We start from the raw sequence: 16,381 nt of genomic DNA, 5'->3' as shown, positions 1-16,381 counted from the left end.
ATGTCCAACGATTCGTTGACGGTGCTGGATCATGGCGAGCCGATTGCGATCTCCTTCGCGGATATTCTCAAATATCACGGCCGCAGCTTCATCGGCGGGGCCGCGCATGGCTTCAAGGCGATGCAGCGCGCTTTTCCGCTGCTCTGCGCCGACGGTCGGCCGGAGCGCTATGAGGTGACGATCGCCACCGCATTCCCCGGCCCCGGCGGACGCGATGCGATCGAAATGGCGACGCGCTCCGTCACCGGCGGGCGCTATACGGTCGATCTCGATCTCGGCGGAGCCGATGTCATCGAGAGTCCGCGCGGGCGTTATTTCTTCCGCTTCGCCTATCGCGGCGCCAGCGTCGATGTGACCGTACGTCCAGGCGTCGTGCGCGCCGAGTTCATCGAGCTCGCGCGTCGTGGCGCGACGACGCCAGAAGACAAAGAGCGGCTCGAATGGCTGAAGCAGGACATGGCCGATCGCCTGATGAGCCTGCCGGCGGAAGAGGCCTATGACGCGGCGCCGAGCGCGGCTTCGTGATCGGCCCGGACATAGAGAGGACGACAAAAGAAGGCGGGCCTATGGCTCGCCTTCTTTCGGTTGGTCCGCCGCTCTCCTGAGCTTTTGCTGGCGGGAGCCTCGGGCGCGCTCGCCTCCCCATGCGAGGCGAGCGCGTGGAAGCCGCCTCAGAAATTATGCGTGAGCTTGACGATGAAATTGCGCCCGGGCTCCAGCAGCGGATTGGTCACGCTGCGCGAATAATTGATATTGGCGAAGGTCGCGGCGTCGACATAAGCGGTATTGAAGACATTCTCGAGGCCGACGCTGAGGCGCGTATCGCCGAGCTTCGGCGAGATCAGCACGCCGAGGTCGAAGCTCGAATAGAGGTTCAGCACCACATAGCCGGACGTCTTGTATTCCTGCGTCGTGTCGATGCGCGTTTTGCCGGCGGCGGCGTTGAGCACGGCCTGCAGCGAATAGCCGGCGCCGGGCGGCGCGACCTGTGCCCCGAAGCGCGCACGGAACGGCGCGATAGAGGGCAAAGGCCGCCCGGTCGTCGTGTTCGTGCCCTCGAGCATGGTGAAATTGCCGAAGAGATTGAGTTCCGGCGTCGCTTGCCAGCGTCCTTCGAATTCGACGCCATCGATTTCGGCGCGGCCGACGTTCTGGCTCTGCGTGTAAGTCGACACGCCCATATAGGTGACCGACTGCGTCTGCAGAAGATTGTGATAGACGCTGTGGAAGCCTGTGATGCTGGCGGTCGCCTCCGCGACATGGAGACGAAGCCCGCCTTCATAGGTCACGCCGGTCTCCGGCTGCAGATTCGGATTGGGCAGCGAGGTCGCCGTCGAATTGAACAGCTCGGAGTTGGTCGGATGGCGGAAGGCCGTCGATATGTTGCCGACGACGTCGAGAGCGGGCGCGACGCGCAGCACGGCGCCGATGCTGCCCGTCGGCGCCAGCCGGTCGGTGTCGCTATTGGCCACATAGGCGGACAGCAGCGCGGCGGAAGCGAGCGGCGACAGACGTGTGCGCGTGTTGAAATAGTCGAGCCGGCCGCCGGCGGAGACGGTGAGCGCTTCGAACGGCGTCCATTCGTGCAGCATGAAAATGCCGCCATTGGTCTGGAAGGATTCCGGCACGGATTGGGTGAGCGGCGAATATCGCAGCGCCGTCACCACGCCATTGGAGAGCGTGGCGGTGACGGAAGTTCCGAGGCTGCCGGGGCGGCGCTCATAAAAAGCGTCGCCGCCGAATTTCGTCACCACCGAGCCGAAGCCGTCGATCGACCAGGGCGCCACGGCGAGCACGCGTCCGCCGATGACGACCGGCCCGATCACATGGCTGTCCGAGAACACCGTCTGCTTTGCGCTCGTCGTATTGATCGTGGCGAGATGCGTGTCGAAATAATTCACATAGGCGGACGCTTCGACATGGGAGATCAGGCCGCCGGTGAAATCGCCCGAATAGGCGAGGCGGCCCATCAGCAGCTCGTTGGGGCTCTGCCGCACATTGAGATAGGGGTAGCCTGGCGCGCCGCCGACGCCGCCCGCGCGTCCGTCCGTTTCCACATAGCCGCGAAAGCTCGCCGAAAAACGTTGATCCGGCGTCGGCGAATAGCCGAGCGAGAAATCGCCGCCGATGCTGCGGTAGTCGCCGTTGCGCGCCACGCCCAACGGCGTCTCGTAGGAGAGGCCTTTGCGTCCCGCTATGCCGCCTCGCACCGAGAATCCATCGCCGGCGCCCTCCGCCCATTCATATGTGCTGAGCGCCGTCGCCGCGCTCGCGTAGCCGAACGAGGCGCCGCCGCGTGTGAAGCGGAAAGGAGCGTCGACATCGGACGACGGGCGTCGCGTGACGACATTGACGAGGCCGGTGAGCGCGTCGCTGCCATAGAGCACGGAGGCCGGCCCGCGGATCACCTCGACCTGCTCGATTTCTTCGGGCGCGAAGTAATTGAGCTGTAGCGTGTTGCGGCCGTGCAGGCGATCGCCGTCGACATAGAGCGGCGAGCGCATCGTGTTGGAGCTGAAGCCGCGCAGATAGATCTGTCCGCCGATTCCACCCGCGCGCGCAATGGCGACGCCGGGCGCCTGAGCGAGGATTTCGAGAAGACCCGTAGGATTGGTGAGCTCGATCTGCTGTCGATCGACGACAGAGATCGTCTGCGTGATTTGCTTCAGGCTCTTCGTCTCCGCATATGTGGGACCGAGCGGTCCGACGACGGGCCGGCGTTCTTTCCCTCGCCCGCCGTCATCCGATGACTGCGCCGCCACATCGATCGGCGGCAAGGCTTCCTGCGCGAGAGCGTGACCCATGACGAGCGACAAGAGGAGCGTCGATGCGACGGTGGAGGATGCTTCGATATTGACACGCGACATGATTCCGACCTCGCTCGGCTGTACTATCGACCGAGGACTACTGATAACGAAGTAACAGGCGCTCGGTGGCTGAAACATTTCCAATAAAGGCCGTTTACCGGGTAGATTAGACATATTCGCAAGTATCTGTGCTTATGCCGCCGATGCTGCGCGCAAGTTGTCGGGCCAGCTCGATTCTGGGCGACGCCGCCGCGCTTCCGCCACGAGAGCTGGCCATGATGATCTGGGATTGCTGGATGCGGGGCGGCTCGATTTTGTCGCTGCGTCGGGAGCACCCTGGAGCAGGGCGGTCTCGACTTACTGAGAGGGGCGCCGAATGCGTTGGCGGATCGGCAACAGGGCGAGAGCGAAAATGCCCGCGCTGGTCGCGGTCGCGCCGAGGATGACCGGCCACGACAGCGCGATGCCGGGCGCGCCACGAAACAGCAGCGGCGAGCCGAAAGTGAAAGCGGCGACGCCGCCGATCCCGCCGGCTCCGAAAGACGGGAGAAACGCCTCCGCGATCATCAGCGCGACGCCGAGCAGCGGCAGCCCGGCGCCGGCGTAGCCGATCGGAAGCAGGTTCAGCGCGTAGAGCGCGACGAGCAGAGAGACGCCGCCGACGGCGCCGAAATTCGTCCTGTTTCGCTCAGGCGCGGCGAGCGCGTTTCTTCTGCAGCCAGCGGATTACGCCGGTGACGAAAAGCAGCGGACAAAGGAGTCCGCTGGCCAGCACCAGCAGCCGCCCTGTCATTCCGAAGGCTTGGCCGGAATGCAGCGGCCATTGCCAGCGCAAAAAGGCGTCGCCGGCGGTGCCATGCGCATTGTCCTCTATCGCCGTCACCGCCGCGGAGAAGCGATCCACGATCAGCGAGCGGGAGCGGATGAAGCGGCCGACGCCCGGCACATCGTCCTGATAAACGGTGAATGCGCCACGCTCGCCGTCGGGAAAATCGACGCGTTCGATGCGCCCTTCGGGAGAAAGCGCCGAGGCCGCCGCTATGGCTTGCGGAAAGCCGATCGGCGAGCGTCCCGCCGCAGGCTCGGATTTGCGCTCGAAGGCGCCGCCATTGGTCAATGGCGCGACGCGATCGACGACCCAGACGAACGGATCGCGCAGATTCATGTAGATTCCCGACATCAGCACGGCGAGCAGCACGGCGGCGAAATAGACGCCGCCGAGCTTGTGCAGATCATAGTTGAGACGCTCGGCCCGGGCGCCGCGTTTCAGTGTGAGCGCCGATTTCCATTTCCCTGGCGCCGGCCACCAGAGATAGAGGCCCGAAAGCACCGAGACGATCAGCAAGAGAGCCATGACGCCGACCGTGTCGCCGCCATCGTCGAGCAGATCGCTCAGCAGCAGCGAGAAATGCAGCTGAAACAAAAAGCCCATCAGCGCATGGCGGAACGGATTGCTCCTCGAATAATAGAGCCGATCAGCCGTCGTCGTCGCTTTATAGGGATCGACGCCGAAGCGGCGCGTTTCGCCGTCGAGATCATAATAGACGAGATAGGTCGAGCGCTCGTCGCGCGGCATCCAGATATGGGTGATCCTCCCGCCGTCCGGCTTCGCGGCCGCCGCCGCGCTCTCGATCGTCTCCAGAGGCGCGAAGTCGCGCGCGCCGCCGGGGCGCGCCGTGACGATGCGCAACTGTGGGTCGAGCCAGGCGTCGACCTCGTGCCAGAACACGAGAATGCTGCCGGTGATGCCGATGACGACGAGCATCGCGCCGACCACGAGGCCGATGTAGAGATGGATGTCGAGCCACAGCTTTCGCCACATCTTGCGCGCGCGGCGCGCGGGGGCGTCGCGGATCGCGGCGGCGACCGAGGCGCTTTTCAGCGCGTCATCGTCGCGACGACTCACCATTTGAAGCTCACCTGCCCGAGGAAGGCGCGCGGCGCGCCATAGGCGGCCGAGTTGTATCCATTGCTGTTCTCGAAATAGCGCGCGTCGCCGATATTCTTCACGTTGAATCGGAAGGCGACGTCATGTCCGGCGATGACCGTGCGATAGGACGCCATGGCGTCGAATTTCACATAGGCCGGCATATACCAGCTGTTGTCATTGCTGCCGTAGCGGCGGTCCATCGCATAGAAGCCGGCGCCGAATTCGAAGCCTTCGCGCGCGCCGGGGGCGGTGTCCCATTTCGCCCAGAGGCTGCCGACATTGGGCGCGGCGCCATAGTAGCGCTTGCCGACATTGCCATTGTCATTGTCGTCGGTGATCTTCACCGAATTGAATGTGTAGCTGCCGATGACGCTCAGATTCTCGGTGACCTGGCCGGCGATGTCGAATTCGACTCCGCGGCTCGTCACCTCGCCGACGGCGAGAGAGAAGGCGGGGTTGAACGGATCGGACTGCAGCACATTCTTCTTGCGCAGATCGAACAGCGCGAGGCTCGTCGACAGGCGCCCGTCCATCCAGAGCTTCTTGACGCCGACTTCCCATTGCAGCCCGCGCTCCGGCGGGTAGATATCTCCTCCCGCGCTCTTGCCATTGTTGGTGCCGGCGGAGCGTGTGTAGCTGCCGTAGAGAGAGGTGTCGCGATCGAGCTTGACGAGAAGCCCGACGCGCGGCGACAGCGGCGTCTTGTCGGCGTAACGGTCGAGCGGATAGGGCGAGCACGCCGGATAGCATTCTGCCCCATCGGCGCCATAGGTCGTGCCGTAGCGCTCCTCGGCCTTGTCGTAGCGGCCGCCGAGAAGAAGATGCACGCGATCGTCGAGGAAGGTGATCTGGTCCTGGACATAGGCGCCGAAATTCTGCACGCGGCTCGCCCAGAGCGTGTTGGCGCGGCCGAGATCGGCGACAGAATGCATGAGCGGCCCGAGTCCTCCATAGGACGGCGCCCAAACGTTCAACGATGGGAATGACGAGAGCCAGCCGGTGCTGGGCCAGTCGTCGCCGTAATGGAACCAGTCGACGCCGGCGAGGAGCGCATGATGGATCGGCCCCGTGTCGATCTCGCCGATGAGGTTGAGATTGGTCGAGAGCTGATAGCGCTTCACGACTCCCGCGTAGAAGCTGCGATTCAGGGTGACGCCATCGAATCCGGAATTGAAGATCGCATTCTGATTCTCATGCGCGTCTACATAGTGAAAGGCGTTCGTCACCTTCCATTTGTCGGCGAGCCGCCATGTCCAGTCGAAGGCGTAGACGGTGCGGTGGACGACATAGGGAAACTGCGACGAATATTCGGGATCGGCCTGATTATAGCGCCTCGGGAGATTGGCGGGCCGATCGTTGAAGCCGGGAATGGTGAGCGGCTTGCCGAGACCGTCATAGAGCAGATTGACCGGAATCTGGCCGGGCCGGATCGATTTCACCTGCTCATAATGCTCGAATTGCACATTGGCTTCGAAATTCTCGGTCGGACGGAAGGTGAGATAGAGCGCCGCCGCGCCATTGTCGCGATGGTCGAAATTCACGAATGAATCGGCGCGGTCATAGACGCCCATCACCCGGTAGAGCACGGTTTTTTGATCGTCGATCGGGCCGGTGACGTCGGCGAAGGTGCGCGAGAGGCCCCAGCTCCCGAATTGCGTGTCGAGCGTCGCCGCGAATTCCTCCTGCGGACGCTTGGTGACGACATTGACGAATCCGCCGGGCTCGATGCGTCCATAGAGCATGGAGGCGGGGCCCTTCACCACCTCGACGCGATCGGTGAAGGCCATGTCGACCGCGCCGCCGGTTCCGTCGACGCGCAGTCCGTTGCGATAGGTATGGCCGTAGCCGCTACTGAAGCCGCGGATGAGGAAGTCGTCATAGAAACGTCCCGAGTTGTCCGCCTGCACGCCGGAGACGTTCTGCGCCGCCTCGAGCACGTTGAGAATCTGCCGGTCGCGAATGACCTCGCGCGGCACCACCTGCACCGATTGCGGCGTGTCGATGAGCGGCGTGTCGGTTCGCGTGGCGCTCGACGTCGAGGAGCGGGCGTAGCCCGTCTCGCGCGAGCCGTCGCCGGAGGCGCCGCGAGCGCGGCCGCCGCGGTCTTCCGCTCCTCGCCCGTTCTCGGCTCCGATGTCGATCGGCGGCAGAGCCTCGGCCCCCGCGTCATTGCGCTGCCCCGCATTCTGCGCCAGCACGATCAGCACGGATTTTCCGTCCGCCGCCACCTCGTAATTCAGCCCCGAGCCCGACAGCAGCTTCTCCAGCGCCGCATTCAGCGTATGCGTTCCCTCGAGCCCGTCTGTGCGCAGCGTTCGCGTCAGCGTCGTGTCGTAGACGATCAGCACGCCGCTCGTATCGGCGAGCCGCGTCAGCGCCGTCGACATGCGGCCAGCGGGGATGGAATAGGCGCGGATGATCTCGACGATCTCTTTGTCCGGCATTTGCGCATGGGCGCGGGCGTCGTCGGCGCCGCCGATCGCCAATGCGCTCAACACTGTGGCCAGCGCCGTCGCGCCCATGATCGCACTCCCGGCGTCGCCGCCGCTCCGCCTCGAAACCCGTCTCGCCATCGGCGCCCCCTCGCATCTTTTCGGGGGCTCGCGTCCCCTCACCGAGTTGGACGCGGCACGCCGTCTGGAGAGGAGGTCGCTCGATGAAGTTTTTTGCGCGGCTCCTCTCAGCCTCCGATCAGCGTGACGAAGCCGAGAGAGACGGCGCGGAGTCCGAGCGATTTTTGAATCGCGCGCAGCGCCGCCTCCGGCGCCGCCGTCTCGAAGACCCCGGTCACCCGGCGACCGCGCAGCGCCGGATCGATGACGAAGACGAAGCCATGGCGATAGCGCGAGAGAATCGCCAGCACCTCGCCGAGCGGCTTGTCGTCGAAGATCAGCTTGCCGCGCCGCCAGGCCGTCACCTGATCCGTGTCGACGGGGTAGGGCGAGACCGCCGCGACGCCCGGGGCGAAGGCGCTCTGCGCGCCTTCCTCGACGATGACGCTCGGCCCGGCGCCGGAGAGTCGCACCTTGTGCTCCGTCACCGTCACTTCCGTGCGCGCGCCCTGGATGGAGACATCGAAAGCGGTGCCGAGCGCTGTCGCCGTTCCCGCCGGCGTCGCGACGACAAAGGGGCGCGTTGCGTTCGGCGCGACCGCGAACCAGGCCTCTCCTCGCAGGAGAACGACGCGTCTTTCGCCTGCGGAGAAATTCGTCGTCAGCGCGGAATCAGGGCCGAGCTCCACGCGCGAGCCGTCCTCCAGGACGAGGCTGCGCAGCTCGGCGGTTCTGGTGAGCGCCTGGGCGCGCCAGCGGATCGACGCTTCGTCATAGGAGAGCGCGACGGCCAGGGCGAGTCCGGCGAGCGCCGCCGCCGCGCGCAGTCCCGTCCGGGTCTCGGCCGGCCGACCGGGCGTCGCGGCCGGCTGCAGCCGTGGACGCAAGATTTCGAGATCGCCCCACAGGCGGCAGATATCGTCGAAGGCGGCCTTGTTGGCGGCGTCCGCGGTCAGCCAGGCGGCGAAGGCCTTGCGCTCCGCCGGCGTCGAGGAGCCCGAGTCGAGCCGCATCCACCAGGCGATGGCGGCGCGCCTTCGCTCCAATTCGGCTCGCTTCTGGGCGTCGTCCTTGCTCATGGCCTTTCGCAGGGATCTCGAGAATGGGGCTCTCATAGGATAGGACGCGCCCGGCGCGCAAAAGGGGAGGTCGCAAAGCGAGCCCGGCGCGTCAATCGAGCGCCGCGCGGCAGCGCTCCATCGCGAGCCGCAGATGCTTCTCGACCATGTTGCGAGAAATGCCCATGCGCGCAGCGATCTCCTCATGCGAGAGATCCTCGAAGCGGCGCATGACGAAGGCCTGCCGGCATTTGGGCGGCAGCGCCTCGATCGCCTCCAGCAGACGGCGCGCGAGCTCCTCCGTCTCATAGAGCGCATCCGGCTCGACGGCGGGCTCGGCGACGTCCTCGGGCGCGTCGCTGGGCGTGAAATATTTGGCCTCGCTCTCGCGGCGACGCGCGAAATCGCGCGAGAGATTTATGGCGATCTGCTTCAGAAAGGCGGGCGGGTCGGCGATCGTGTCGAAATCCTCGCGGCGGATGGCGCGGACGAAGGTCTCCTGCAGCAGGTCGGAGGCGTTCTCCGCCCCGACGCGGCGCTTGAAATAATCGAGCAGCACGCGCTTGTTGCGGCGAAACAGCTCGCGGAAACGATGTGTTCTTTGATCGGGCATGATCGCCTTTCGGCGGCGGAGAGGGCCGTGGCGGCGGAGAGGGCCCATGGTGCGCGGAGGCCGCTCGGCGCGGCTCCGCTATGCGCTCTCGTCGAGGGTCCGCCCGCGCGATCGCGGGCGACGGGGCGCGTCAGGCCGCGGGCGGCGCACGCGAGAAGGGCCGGACGCCCATCGCCCCGGCGAGTGGCCCAGCGTCGGTCACGAAAGCGCGCCGGGTCTCGGCGCCGTCGGGCAGGGGGAGGAGCAGCAGCGTCGCGGTCAGCAATGTCGCGAGCGCGGCGTCGCTCGGGTCGTAGGAGAGCGGGCAGCAGAGGCAATGGCCGGGCCCGTCCGCGCGTCTCGGCGCCGTGGGGAGCCGGTCATGGCCGCCGTCGAATATCGGCGCGCAGAGGCGGCTAGCCGCGTCGAGCCCCGGCTCGAGCGGCATGGGACGCGCCTCGGCAAAGGCGAGCGCGAGCGTCTGAAGCAGCAGCAGCGCCGCAATTCCTCGGGTGAGGAGAATGCGCGCGATTTGCCTCGAGCCGGGCCAAAACTTCGCCATTGCGGCAGGGTCGGCAATGGCGAAAGCAGCGTCAAGAGGCAAAACGCCTCGCGGGCGGCGCGGGGCGTCGAATTTCATCGGGCTGTCGCCGTGGCGACACAGCACGCGAAAACGGCCGGGTCATGGACGCGGCCGTTTCGACGTATTTTCCGCCGAGCGCTCTGTGGATAATTACCTGAGCCATAGGACGATGGCGTCGTAATGCGCGCTTTCGGCGCGGGCCCCTTCAGTCGCGCCTCGCCGCGTGGACAGGCCCGAGCGCCCGCCTCATGCTTGCGCCTACGGCGCGACTCATCCGCGCGGAAGCGCCCTCGATACGCAACCGGCCCGTCGCCTCTGTGCGCCGGAGCACAGACCGAACGAAATCGTCTCGTATAGATATTTGGAGGCCGGGAGACGAGCCCCGTTGGAACGCAGAACTCGGATGGTCGATATCCTACCGAGGCCGAGGTTCAGATTTCGCGTCTCATCTCGGCTCGCAATACGCTGGTCGATGCAGTCTTTCCATAAAGGCAGGCCAGGTCACGACAGAGGAAGCTCGTTCGAGGACATCGGTGTAACCTGATCGCGGCTGCCGTCGGCTGACACAAACCTGTATCGCAGCCGCATTGATTTAGGCTGTTATTCGTCACTTCGCCCCCGACAAGATCACGATCGACAAAGTTGGGAGCGTCACGGCTATGAACAAAGGCTATAACGCCGACCAATAGGTAGGGAACTCCATGGGTAGAATTATTTCGATGTTTCTCGCGTTCGGACTTGCGGCGATCTCACTCGGCGGATGTCAATCCGTCCAGCAGTCGGCGGCGAACGCCGCATACACATGTGAAGCGGCTGGACTTCGGCCGGGAACCAGGCGTTTCGAGCGGTGCCAAGAAGCGAACTTCGCGCAAAGTCGGGCGCAGTCGGACGAAGCGGCGACAGCCGTCGCCGCCGCCGCCGCTGCGGGGGTTATTGGGGGGGCGGTCATCGGAGCGGCCGCCTCTCGGCCTTCATACGGCTATTATGGGCCCCGTTACTATCGTCCCTACTATTACTGATAGCAGAGCGTGGAGCGCGTCTCTCCGCGCGTCTTCGGCCTACCCTATCGAATCGTCGTCTGCGTTACGGGGGCTCGTCATCACGTTGCTCTCCGTGACGAGATCTATATCCGGGGAGAGAAGAGACGCGCGGATAAATCTGCGCGTTCCGGCCCGACTTCGACGACGCAGAGGGGAAAGCTTTCAGCGCGCTTTCGGCAAAGACAGGCGGAAGGTCGCGCCGCCGCCCGGCGTGTCCTCGACCCATATGCGCCCATTGAGCTTGTCCATCAGCTCGCGCGCTATGGCGAGGCCGAGCCCGGAGCCGGGCGTCGTCTCGCTCTTGCGCCAAAACGGCTCGAAAATCGCCTCGCGATCTTCGATCGGCACGCCTTCCCCATGATCGATCACGCTGACGACCGCGTCGGCCCCGACGGTCAAAATCACGGCGCCGTCGCGCGGCTCGGCGCGCAGCGCATTGTCGAGAAGATTGGCGACGATGGATTCGATCGCGCGCTGATTTCCGCGAACGATCACCGGCGCGTCGCTGGCCTCGAGCTCGATGAAGCGGTCGCAATCCATGGCGAGCGGCAGCATGTTGGTGACGATCTCGCGGGTCGCCGCGCGGAGATCCACTTCCTGCTCGAGCGAAACCTGGCCTTCCGCGACGCGCGCGGCGATCAGCATCTGCTCGACGATGGAGCGCAGCCGACCGGCGTCGACCAGAAGCTCGTTGTTGAGCGCGGTCTCGCGCGCATTCTCGAGCCGTGCGCGCATTATCGCCAGCGGCGTGCGCAGCTCATGCGCGGCGTTGGCCGTGAAGAGGCGTTGGCGCGCGACCCCCGCCGCGAGACGCGAGAGCGCCTCATTGACGGCGTCGACCAGCGGCGTGATCTCGATCGGCACGGCGCCTGTCGCGAGACGAGGGCCCAGCGAGTCCATGTCGATCTGCGCCGCTTCGCTCACCGTCGCGCGCAGGGGCTTCAATCCCTGTCGCACGGCGATCCATGCCGCGACGGTCGAGGTCACGAGAGCAGCGGCGACATAGGTCCAGACCCATTCGAAATTGGCCACAGACTGGAGCAGCACGTCGATCGCTCTGACTTGCAGACAGTAATGCGCCAAATGCATTTTGCCGTAGCGCGTCCAGCTCGTCGACATGAAGCCGAGCGCCGGCGTGCGCGGATCGCCGGGCAGAACGAAATGCGCATGCTCGGAGCTGATGTCGATGATTTTCGTGAGCGGCGCGACGAGCTCCGGCGACGAGCCGGGAATGGGAGTTCCAGTGGCGAAATCGAAAGCCGCGAATTTGAATCGCGGATTTCGCCGCATTTCTTCGGCGAGCTTCGGCTCGCTGTCGATTCGCACGACGCCATCCGCGTCGCGCACGAGCGACGATTGAATCAGCATATTCGCGCGAAAGCTCGCCAGCTCGTCGAGGGACATCGAATATTGACCGATCTCGAGCAGTCCGAGGATGATCGGAACGCCCCATCCGACGAGATAGGCCAGGAGCTGCGAGAGAACGAGATAGCCGACGGTGCGACGAACGAGCGAGGGCGGCGGAGTCACGAATCCTCCTCGGCGGCTCCGCGCGACTCCTTGATGCGATAGCCGAGAGATCGCGCGGAACGGATTTCCACGCCCGCGTCGAGCTCGGCGAGGCGGGCGCGAAGCCGCGAGACCAGCGAGGTGAGCGCATGTTCCTGCACCTCCATCCCGCGGCCGTAGAGCTGCGCATAGAGCGCCTCGCGCGAGACGATGCGATTGGCGCTCCTGACCAGCGCCTCCAGCAGCAGCAGCTCCTGGCGCGTCAGCAGCGCCTCCTCCCCGCGAATGGCGACGATGCGCTGATCGAGATCGAAGGACAGCGCTCCGATCTCGACCGGACGCAGAGCGGTCCTGCCCTGGCCGCGGAGCTGAACGCGAATCCGCGCGATCAGCTCGTCGAGGTTGAAAGGCTTGGTGAGATAATCATCGGCTCCCGCCTCCAATCCGTCGATGCGCGCATCGACGGCGTCGAGCGCCGTCAGCATCATGATGCGGATATCCGGCTGCTTCTCGCGAATGCGCGGGATGATCGCGATGGCGTCGCCGTCGGGCAGCCGCCGATCCAGCAGCGCGACCGAATAGAGACAGTCGTCGAGCGCCTGGATCGCGCCCTCGATCGTGCCCACATGGTCCACGCCATAGCCTGCGCGCTCGACCTTCGACGCGACTTCCCGCGCCAAGGGCGCATGATCCTCCACCAGCAAGATACGCAACGACGCCGCTCCTCGAAACGAACCTGGCCGCACATCCGGCCCCGCGCCTCCTAGACTGGCCGAAATCGAGGATCGAGACTGTGGCTTTTATGCAACAGATAGCGTGTCTTGTGACCTTTTTTTCGATTTATGAGGTTTCCACGACTTTCGCCACTTAGGTTCGACCGGCGGAGTGGCGTTTCGGCGAAGCCAAAGGAGCGATCACTCGGCGATGACGTTCGTGATGCGGAAAATTCATGACGGCCGAGCGGAATAGAGCTTTGCATCACGCCCCGTGGCGGCGAATGCTCGCGCTCGGCCTCGCCCTCCTCTTTCTCGCGCTGCCGCCGATCGTCGCCCTCGGCGACGATGTCCGCGCCCATGCCGGAGCGGATGGCGGGATCGCGATCGCCCTGGGGAAGGCCTGCAGCGTCGATAGCGCGGATGGCCGCGCGCCCGGGCGTCAGGATCATTCGCAGACCTGCCGCTTATGTCTCGGTCTCTCCTGCGCCGGCGATGGATTGCTTCCAGAGCTCGGCGCCGGCGCGCCGGTCTCGATCGGAACGCAGAGCTCCCGCGTCGCAGGACGGATTTCACGCATCGTCCTCGCGCTCGGCGCGAGCGGCTGGGGCAGCTCCTGGACAGCGCAGGCGCCTCCCGCGTTCGGCTGATTCGTCACGCCGCCTCACGGCGGTCCGCGCTTCTTCCCGAACAGAGCGGCATAAGACCGCTTTCAGGAGATTTTCATGCCTCGCCTCGAATTGTCGTGCGGCGTTTCCGCCTGCGCGCTCCTCATCTCGCTGCTATCCGCTTCCGCCTCGGCGCAAGAGGCCCTGCCCACGATCGACATCGCCGGCTCCGGCGCGGCCCCTGCGAGCGGAACCGGCCCGGCTGCGTCCGCCAAGGAGACCGGCTACCGACGCACAACCTCCTTTGGAGGCACCAAGACCGACACGCCGCTGTTGAACACGCCCGTCGCCGTGCAGGTCGTCCCGCGCGAAGTGATCGTGGACAAGCAGGCGCTCGACACGATGGAGGCGGTCAAGAACGTCTCCGGCGTGCAGGCGTCCACCGGCACATTCTATGATCAATATCTCATTCGCGGCTTCACCAGCGGCAATGGCGTGACCTGGCGCAACGGCCTGAAGCTCGAAGGCATGATCGGCGGCGAGGAGATCGCCTTCACCGAGCGCGTCGAGATCATCAAAGGTCCGGGCTCGGTCCTCTATGGACGCATCGAGCCCGGCGGCTTCGTCAATGTCGTCACCAAGCGACCGCAAGAGGAGTTCAAGGCGGAGACCACGCAGCAGCTCGGCAATTGGGGTCTCGCGCGCACGAGCGCGGATGTGACCGGAGCCGTCGACGCCGAGAAAACCGTGCTGTATCGCGTGATGGGCGTCTACGACCACGCGGACAGCTTCACCGATTTCGATCACCGCGACAATGGCGCGGCGGCGCTGTTCCTCACCTTCCGGCCGACGCAGAATTTCGAATTCAATCTGCAAGTCGAGCATTATCAGAAGAAGCAGACGTCGCCGGACGGATCAGGAACGGTCCCGGTCAACATCGTTCAGGGCGTCGTCAATTATCCGATCAATCTGCCGCGTCATTTTTCGGTCGCCGATCCTGGAATATGGAATGATTTCCCCTATGTGGCGCGACGGACGCTCTATGGCTTCGACTGGACATATAAGATCGACGAGAATTGGAAGCTGAAGAACCGCTTTCACATCGTGGACGATCGGGAGAATCAAACCGGCATCGGCAATTGGGCCGGATTCGACGGCGCCAATATCACGCGAACTTTCCATAACAGTCCGCTGACCCGCAATATTCTCTCGACCAATCTCGATCTGACCGGCGAGATCATGACCGGCCCGATCCGGCACAAGATGCTTGTCGGCCTTGATTGGTACAAATATCAGGACGACTGGGTCGGAGTCTACGGCTTCGCCCTGCCGGTCGCTCCGCTCAACATCTATGCGCCGGTCTATGGCTATTTCACCGGGCTTTTGCACAATCTCGCCGATTCGGCGCGCAGCAACGTCCAATGGCGTTCCCGTCAGCAGGATTTCGGCGTCTACGCCCAGGACCAGATATCGCTGTTCGACGATCGCTTGCAAATTCTGCTCGGCGGCCGCTGGGACAAGGCGGTTGTCTCTAACGCGGCGGTCTATGGAGCAGTCATGGCGGACTGCTTTCCAGGCTGCACCGGCTATCCGCTGAACACTTATTCCGACAAGCCGAAACTGTCTCCGCGCGCCGCCGCGCTGTTCAAGGTCACCGACAATATCTCAGTGTTCGGCGGATATGTTCGCTCATTCGGCGCGAACAATGGCGTCGATCCGGGCGGACGGATATTTCCGCCGGAAGAGGCCTTCCAATGGGAGGCCGGCGTCAAATCGGTTTGGTTCGACGGCGATCTGACGGCGAGCGTCACTCTGTTCGATCTCACCAAGACGAATATCGTCAAGAGCGACCCGATCAATCCTGGGTTTTCGCAGCCCGTCGGCGTGGTGAACAGCCGCGGCGTCGAATTCGACGTCGCCGGCAAGGTCACCGAAAATCTCAGCGTGATCGCCAGCTACACATTCGATGTGGCCAAGATCGTCGACGACAATAACCATGGTAACAAGGGCCACCGCTTCAACAGCGTCGCGCCGCATGTCGGCAATATATGGGCGAAATGGGACACGGCGCCCGGACGGCCGGAAGGATGGGAGTTCGGCTTCGGCGCCTATGCCTCCGACGAGCGCTGGGGCGCCGACGACAACACATGGAAAATGCCGGCCTATGTGAAGTTCGACACGATGACCTCCTATCGGACGCTCATCGCCGATCACAAGGTCACATTCCGCTTCAATGTGAAGAATCTCTCTGACACGAAATATTTCGAGCGGAGCGACGGCTGGATGTACGCTTACTACGGCGCGCCGCGCACCTTCGTCGGCTCGGTGAATTTCCAATTCTGAGCCTATGGGGCGCCGCAGCCGCGGCGCCCGCTTCCCATCGTTCGCACGAGCACAGCGTGTGGTCCTCGCGCTCGGGACCCCTCAGAGAAAGAAAGGCGATGCGTCTCGTGAGCCGCGAGCGGCGAAACGTCCAGATCTGCACGTCGGGAAGCCGCCCTCGAGATATGCGCGCGCGGCGCAAGCGCCCGCCAGACGAATGAGCGCTTTGGCGATCTTCGATGAGCCACGCCAATGTTCCCTGATTTTTTCTACCGCACAAGCATATGAAAATAAACAGCGTTCTAGCGTCGGCGACGATTTCGTGGAAATTTTTTGAACGGAGCTGTTGACAGTGCGGAGGGGTATTCGCTTATAAGGCGTTCATCGACGGCGGCGCTGCCAACGAGCGGCGAACGAAGTCGTTTCTTCGTCTTTTGGGGAGTTGGCCAACCTGGCTGGTTCGTCGGGACGAAGAAGCGTCTCTGGAATTGAGGCTTCGGCCTCGGCGTGGTCGACTGCTGTTTGACAATCGAATCGGAAGAAAGAGAAACGTGGACGGCGGATGTCCTTGCGGATGTCCTTCATCTTCGGATGGGGGAGATCAAAGAGACAATCTGACGGTCACGTTTACTGAGCACACCAGACTTTGTCAGCCGTGAGGCGATGG

The 16,381-nt window shown here is 64.2% G+C and carries 12 protein-coding genes; 3 read left to right on the top strand and 9 right to left on the bottom strand.

Annotated elements, in window-relative coordinates; genetic code table 11:
* Nucleotides 1-525: a hypothetical protein gene (locus GYH34_RS18515; protein ID WP_161915106.1), complete on the top strand. Its 525-nt coding sequence runs from the start codon at nucleotides 1-3 to the stop codon at nucleotides 523-525.
* 146 nt (nucleotides 526-671) lie between these two features.
* Here the strand turns inward: GYH34_RS18515 and GYH34_RS18510 are convergent, their stop codons facing one another.
* The 9 genes from GYH34_RS18510 to GYH34_RS18470 form a co-directional block, all read right to left on the bottom strand.
* Nucleotides 672-2,867, bottom strand: coding sequence for a TonB-dependent receptor (locus GYH34_RS18510; RefSeq protein WP_161915105.1), 2,196 nt, complete (start codon nucleotides 2,865-2,867; stop codon nucleotides 672-674).
* 297 nt (nucleotides 2,868-3,164) lie between these two features.
* Nucleotides 3,165-3,374 (bottom strand): hypothetical protein, encoded by a 210-nt coding sequence (locus GYH34_RS21820; RefSeq protein WP_197745468.1) that lies wholly within the window; start codon nucleotides 3,372-3,374, stop codon nucleotides 3,165-3,167.
* Between the two features lie 121 nt (nucleotides 3,375-3,495).
* A complete protein-coding gene (locus tag GYH34_RS18500; RefSeq protein WP_161915104.1) occupies nucleotides 3,496-4,716 on the bottom strand; it encodes a PepSY-associated TM helix domain-containing protein in 1,221 nt (406 codons plus the stop codon).
* Nucleotides 4,710-7,259, bottom strand: coding sequence for a TonB-dependent siderophore receptor (locus GYH34_RS18495; RefSeq protein WP_161915103.1), 2,550 nt, complete (start codon nucleotides 7,257-7,259; stop codon nucleotides 4,710-4,712). Before GYH34_RS18495 ends, GYH34_RS18500 begins: the two co-directional genes overlap by 7 nt.
* Nucleotides 7,260-7,417: 158 nt before the next feature.
* On the bottom strand, nucleotides 7,418-8,368 hold the full coding sequence (locus GYH34_RS18490) for a FecR family protein (RefSeq protein WP_161915102.1): 951 nt from the start codon (nucleotides 8,366-8,368) through the stop codon (nucleotides 7,418-7,420).
* Between the two features lie 91 nt (nucleotides 8,369-8,459).
* Nucleotides 8,460-8,960: an RNA polymerase sigma factor gene (locus GYH34_RS18485; protein WP_161915101.1), complete on the bottom strand. Its 501-nt coding sequence runs from the start codon at nucleotides 8,958-8,960 to the stop codon at nucleotides 8,460-8,462.
* 130 nt (nucleotides 8,961-9,090) lie between these two features.
* Nucleotides 9,091-9,501 (bottom strand): hypothetical protein, encoded by a 411-nt coding sequence (locus GYH34_RS18480; protein WP_161915100.1) that lies wholly within the window; start codon nucleotides 9,499-9,501, stop codon nucleotides 9,091-9,093.
* 1,223 nt (nucleotides 9,502-10,724) lie between these two features.
* A complete protein-coding gene (locus GYH34_RS18475; protein ID WP_161915099.1) occupies nucleotides 10,725-12,092 on the bottom strand; it encodes a HAMP domain-containing sensor histidine kinase in 1,368 nt (455 codons plus the stop codon).
* Nucleotides 12,089-12,784, bottom strand: coding sequence for a response regulator transcription factor (locus GYH34_RS18470; RefSeq protein ID WP_161915098.1), 696 nt, complete (start codon nucleotides 12,782-12,784; stop codon nucleotides 12,089-12,091). Before GYH34_RS18470 ends, GYH34_RS18475 begins: the two co-directional genes overlap by 4 nt.
* A gap of 236 nt (nucleotides 12,785-13,020) precedes the next feature.
* On the opposite strand from GYH34_RS18470, the gene GYH34_RS18465 reads away from it, so the two are divergent.
* Together GYH34_RS18465 and GYH34_RS18460 are read left to right on the top strand one after the other, a co-directional pair.
* Nucleotides 13,021-13,434, top strand: coding sequence for a hypothetical protein (locus tag GYH34_RS18465; RefSeq protein ID WP_161915097.1), 414 nt, complete (start codon nucleotides 13,021-13,023; stop codon nucleotides 13,432-13,434).
* Nucleotides 13,435-13,509: 75 nt separating this feature from the next.
* Nucleotides 13,510-15,735 carry a TonB-dependent siderophore receptor gene (locus tag GYH34_RS18460; protein ID WP_161915096.1) on the top strand — a complete coding sequence of 742 codons (2,226 nt, stop codon included), beginning with the start codon at nucleotides 13,510-13,512 and terminating at the stop codon, nucleotides 15,733-15,735.
* Nucleotides 15,736-16,381: the final 646 nt, after the last annotated feature.

The sequence above is a fragment of the Methylosinus sp. C49 genome (genome assembly GCF_009936375.1).
Classification (GTDB): Bacteria; Pseudomonadota; Alphaproteobacteria; order Rhizobiales; family Beijerinckiaceae; genus Methylosinus.
This window is presented reverse-complemented; position numbering and strand designations above follow the sequence as displayed.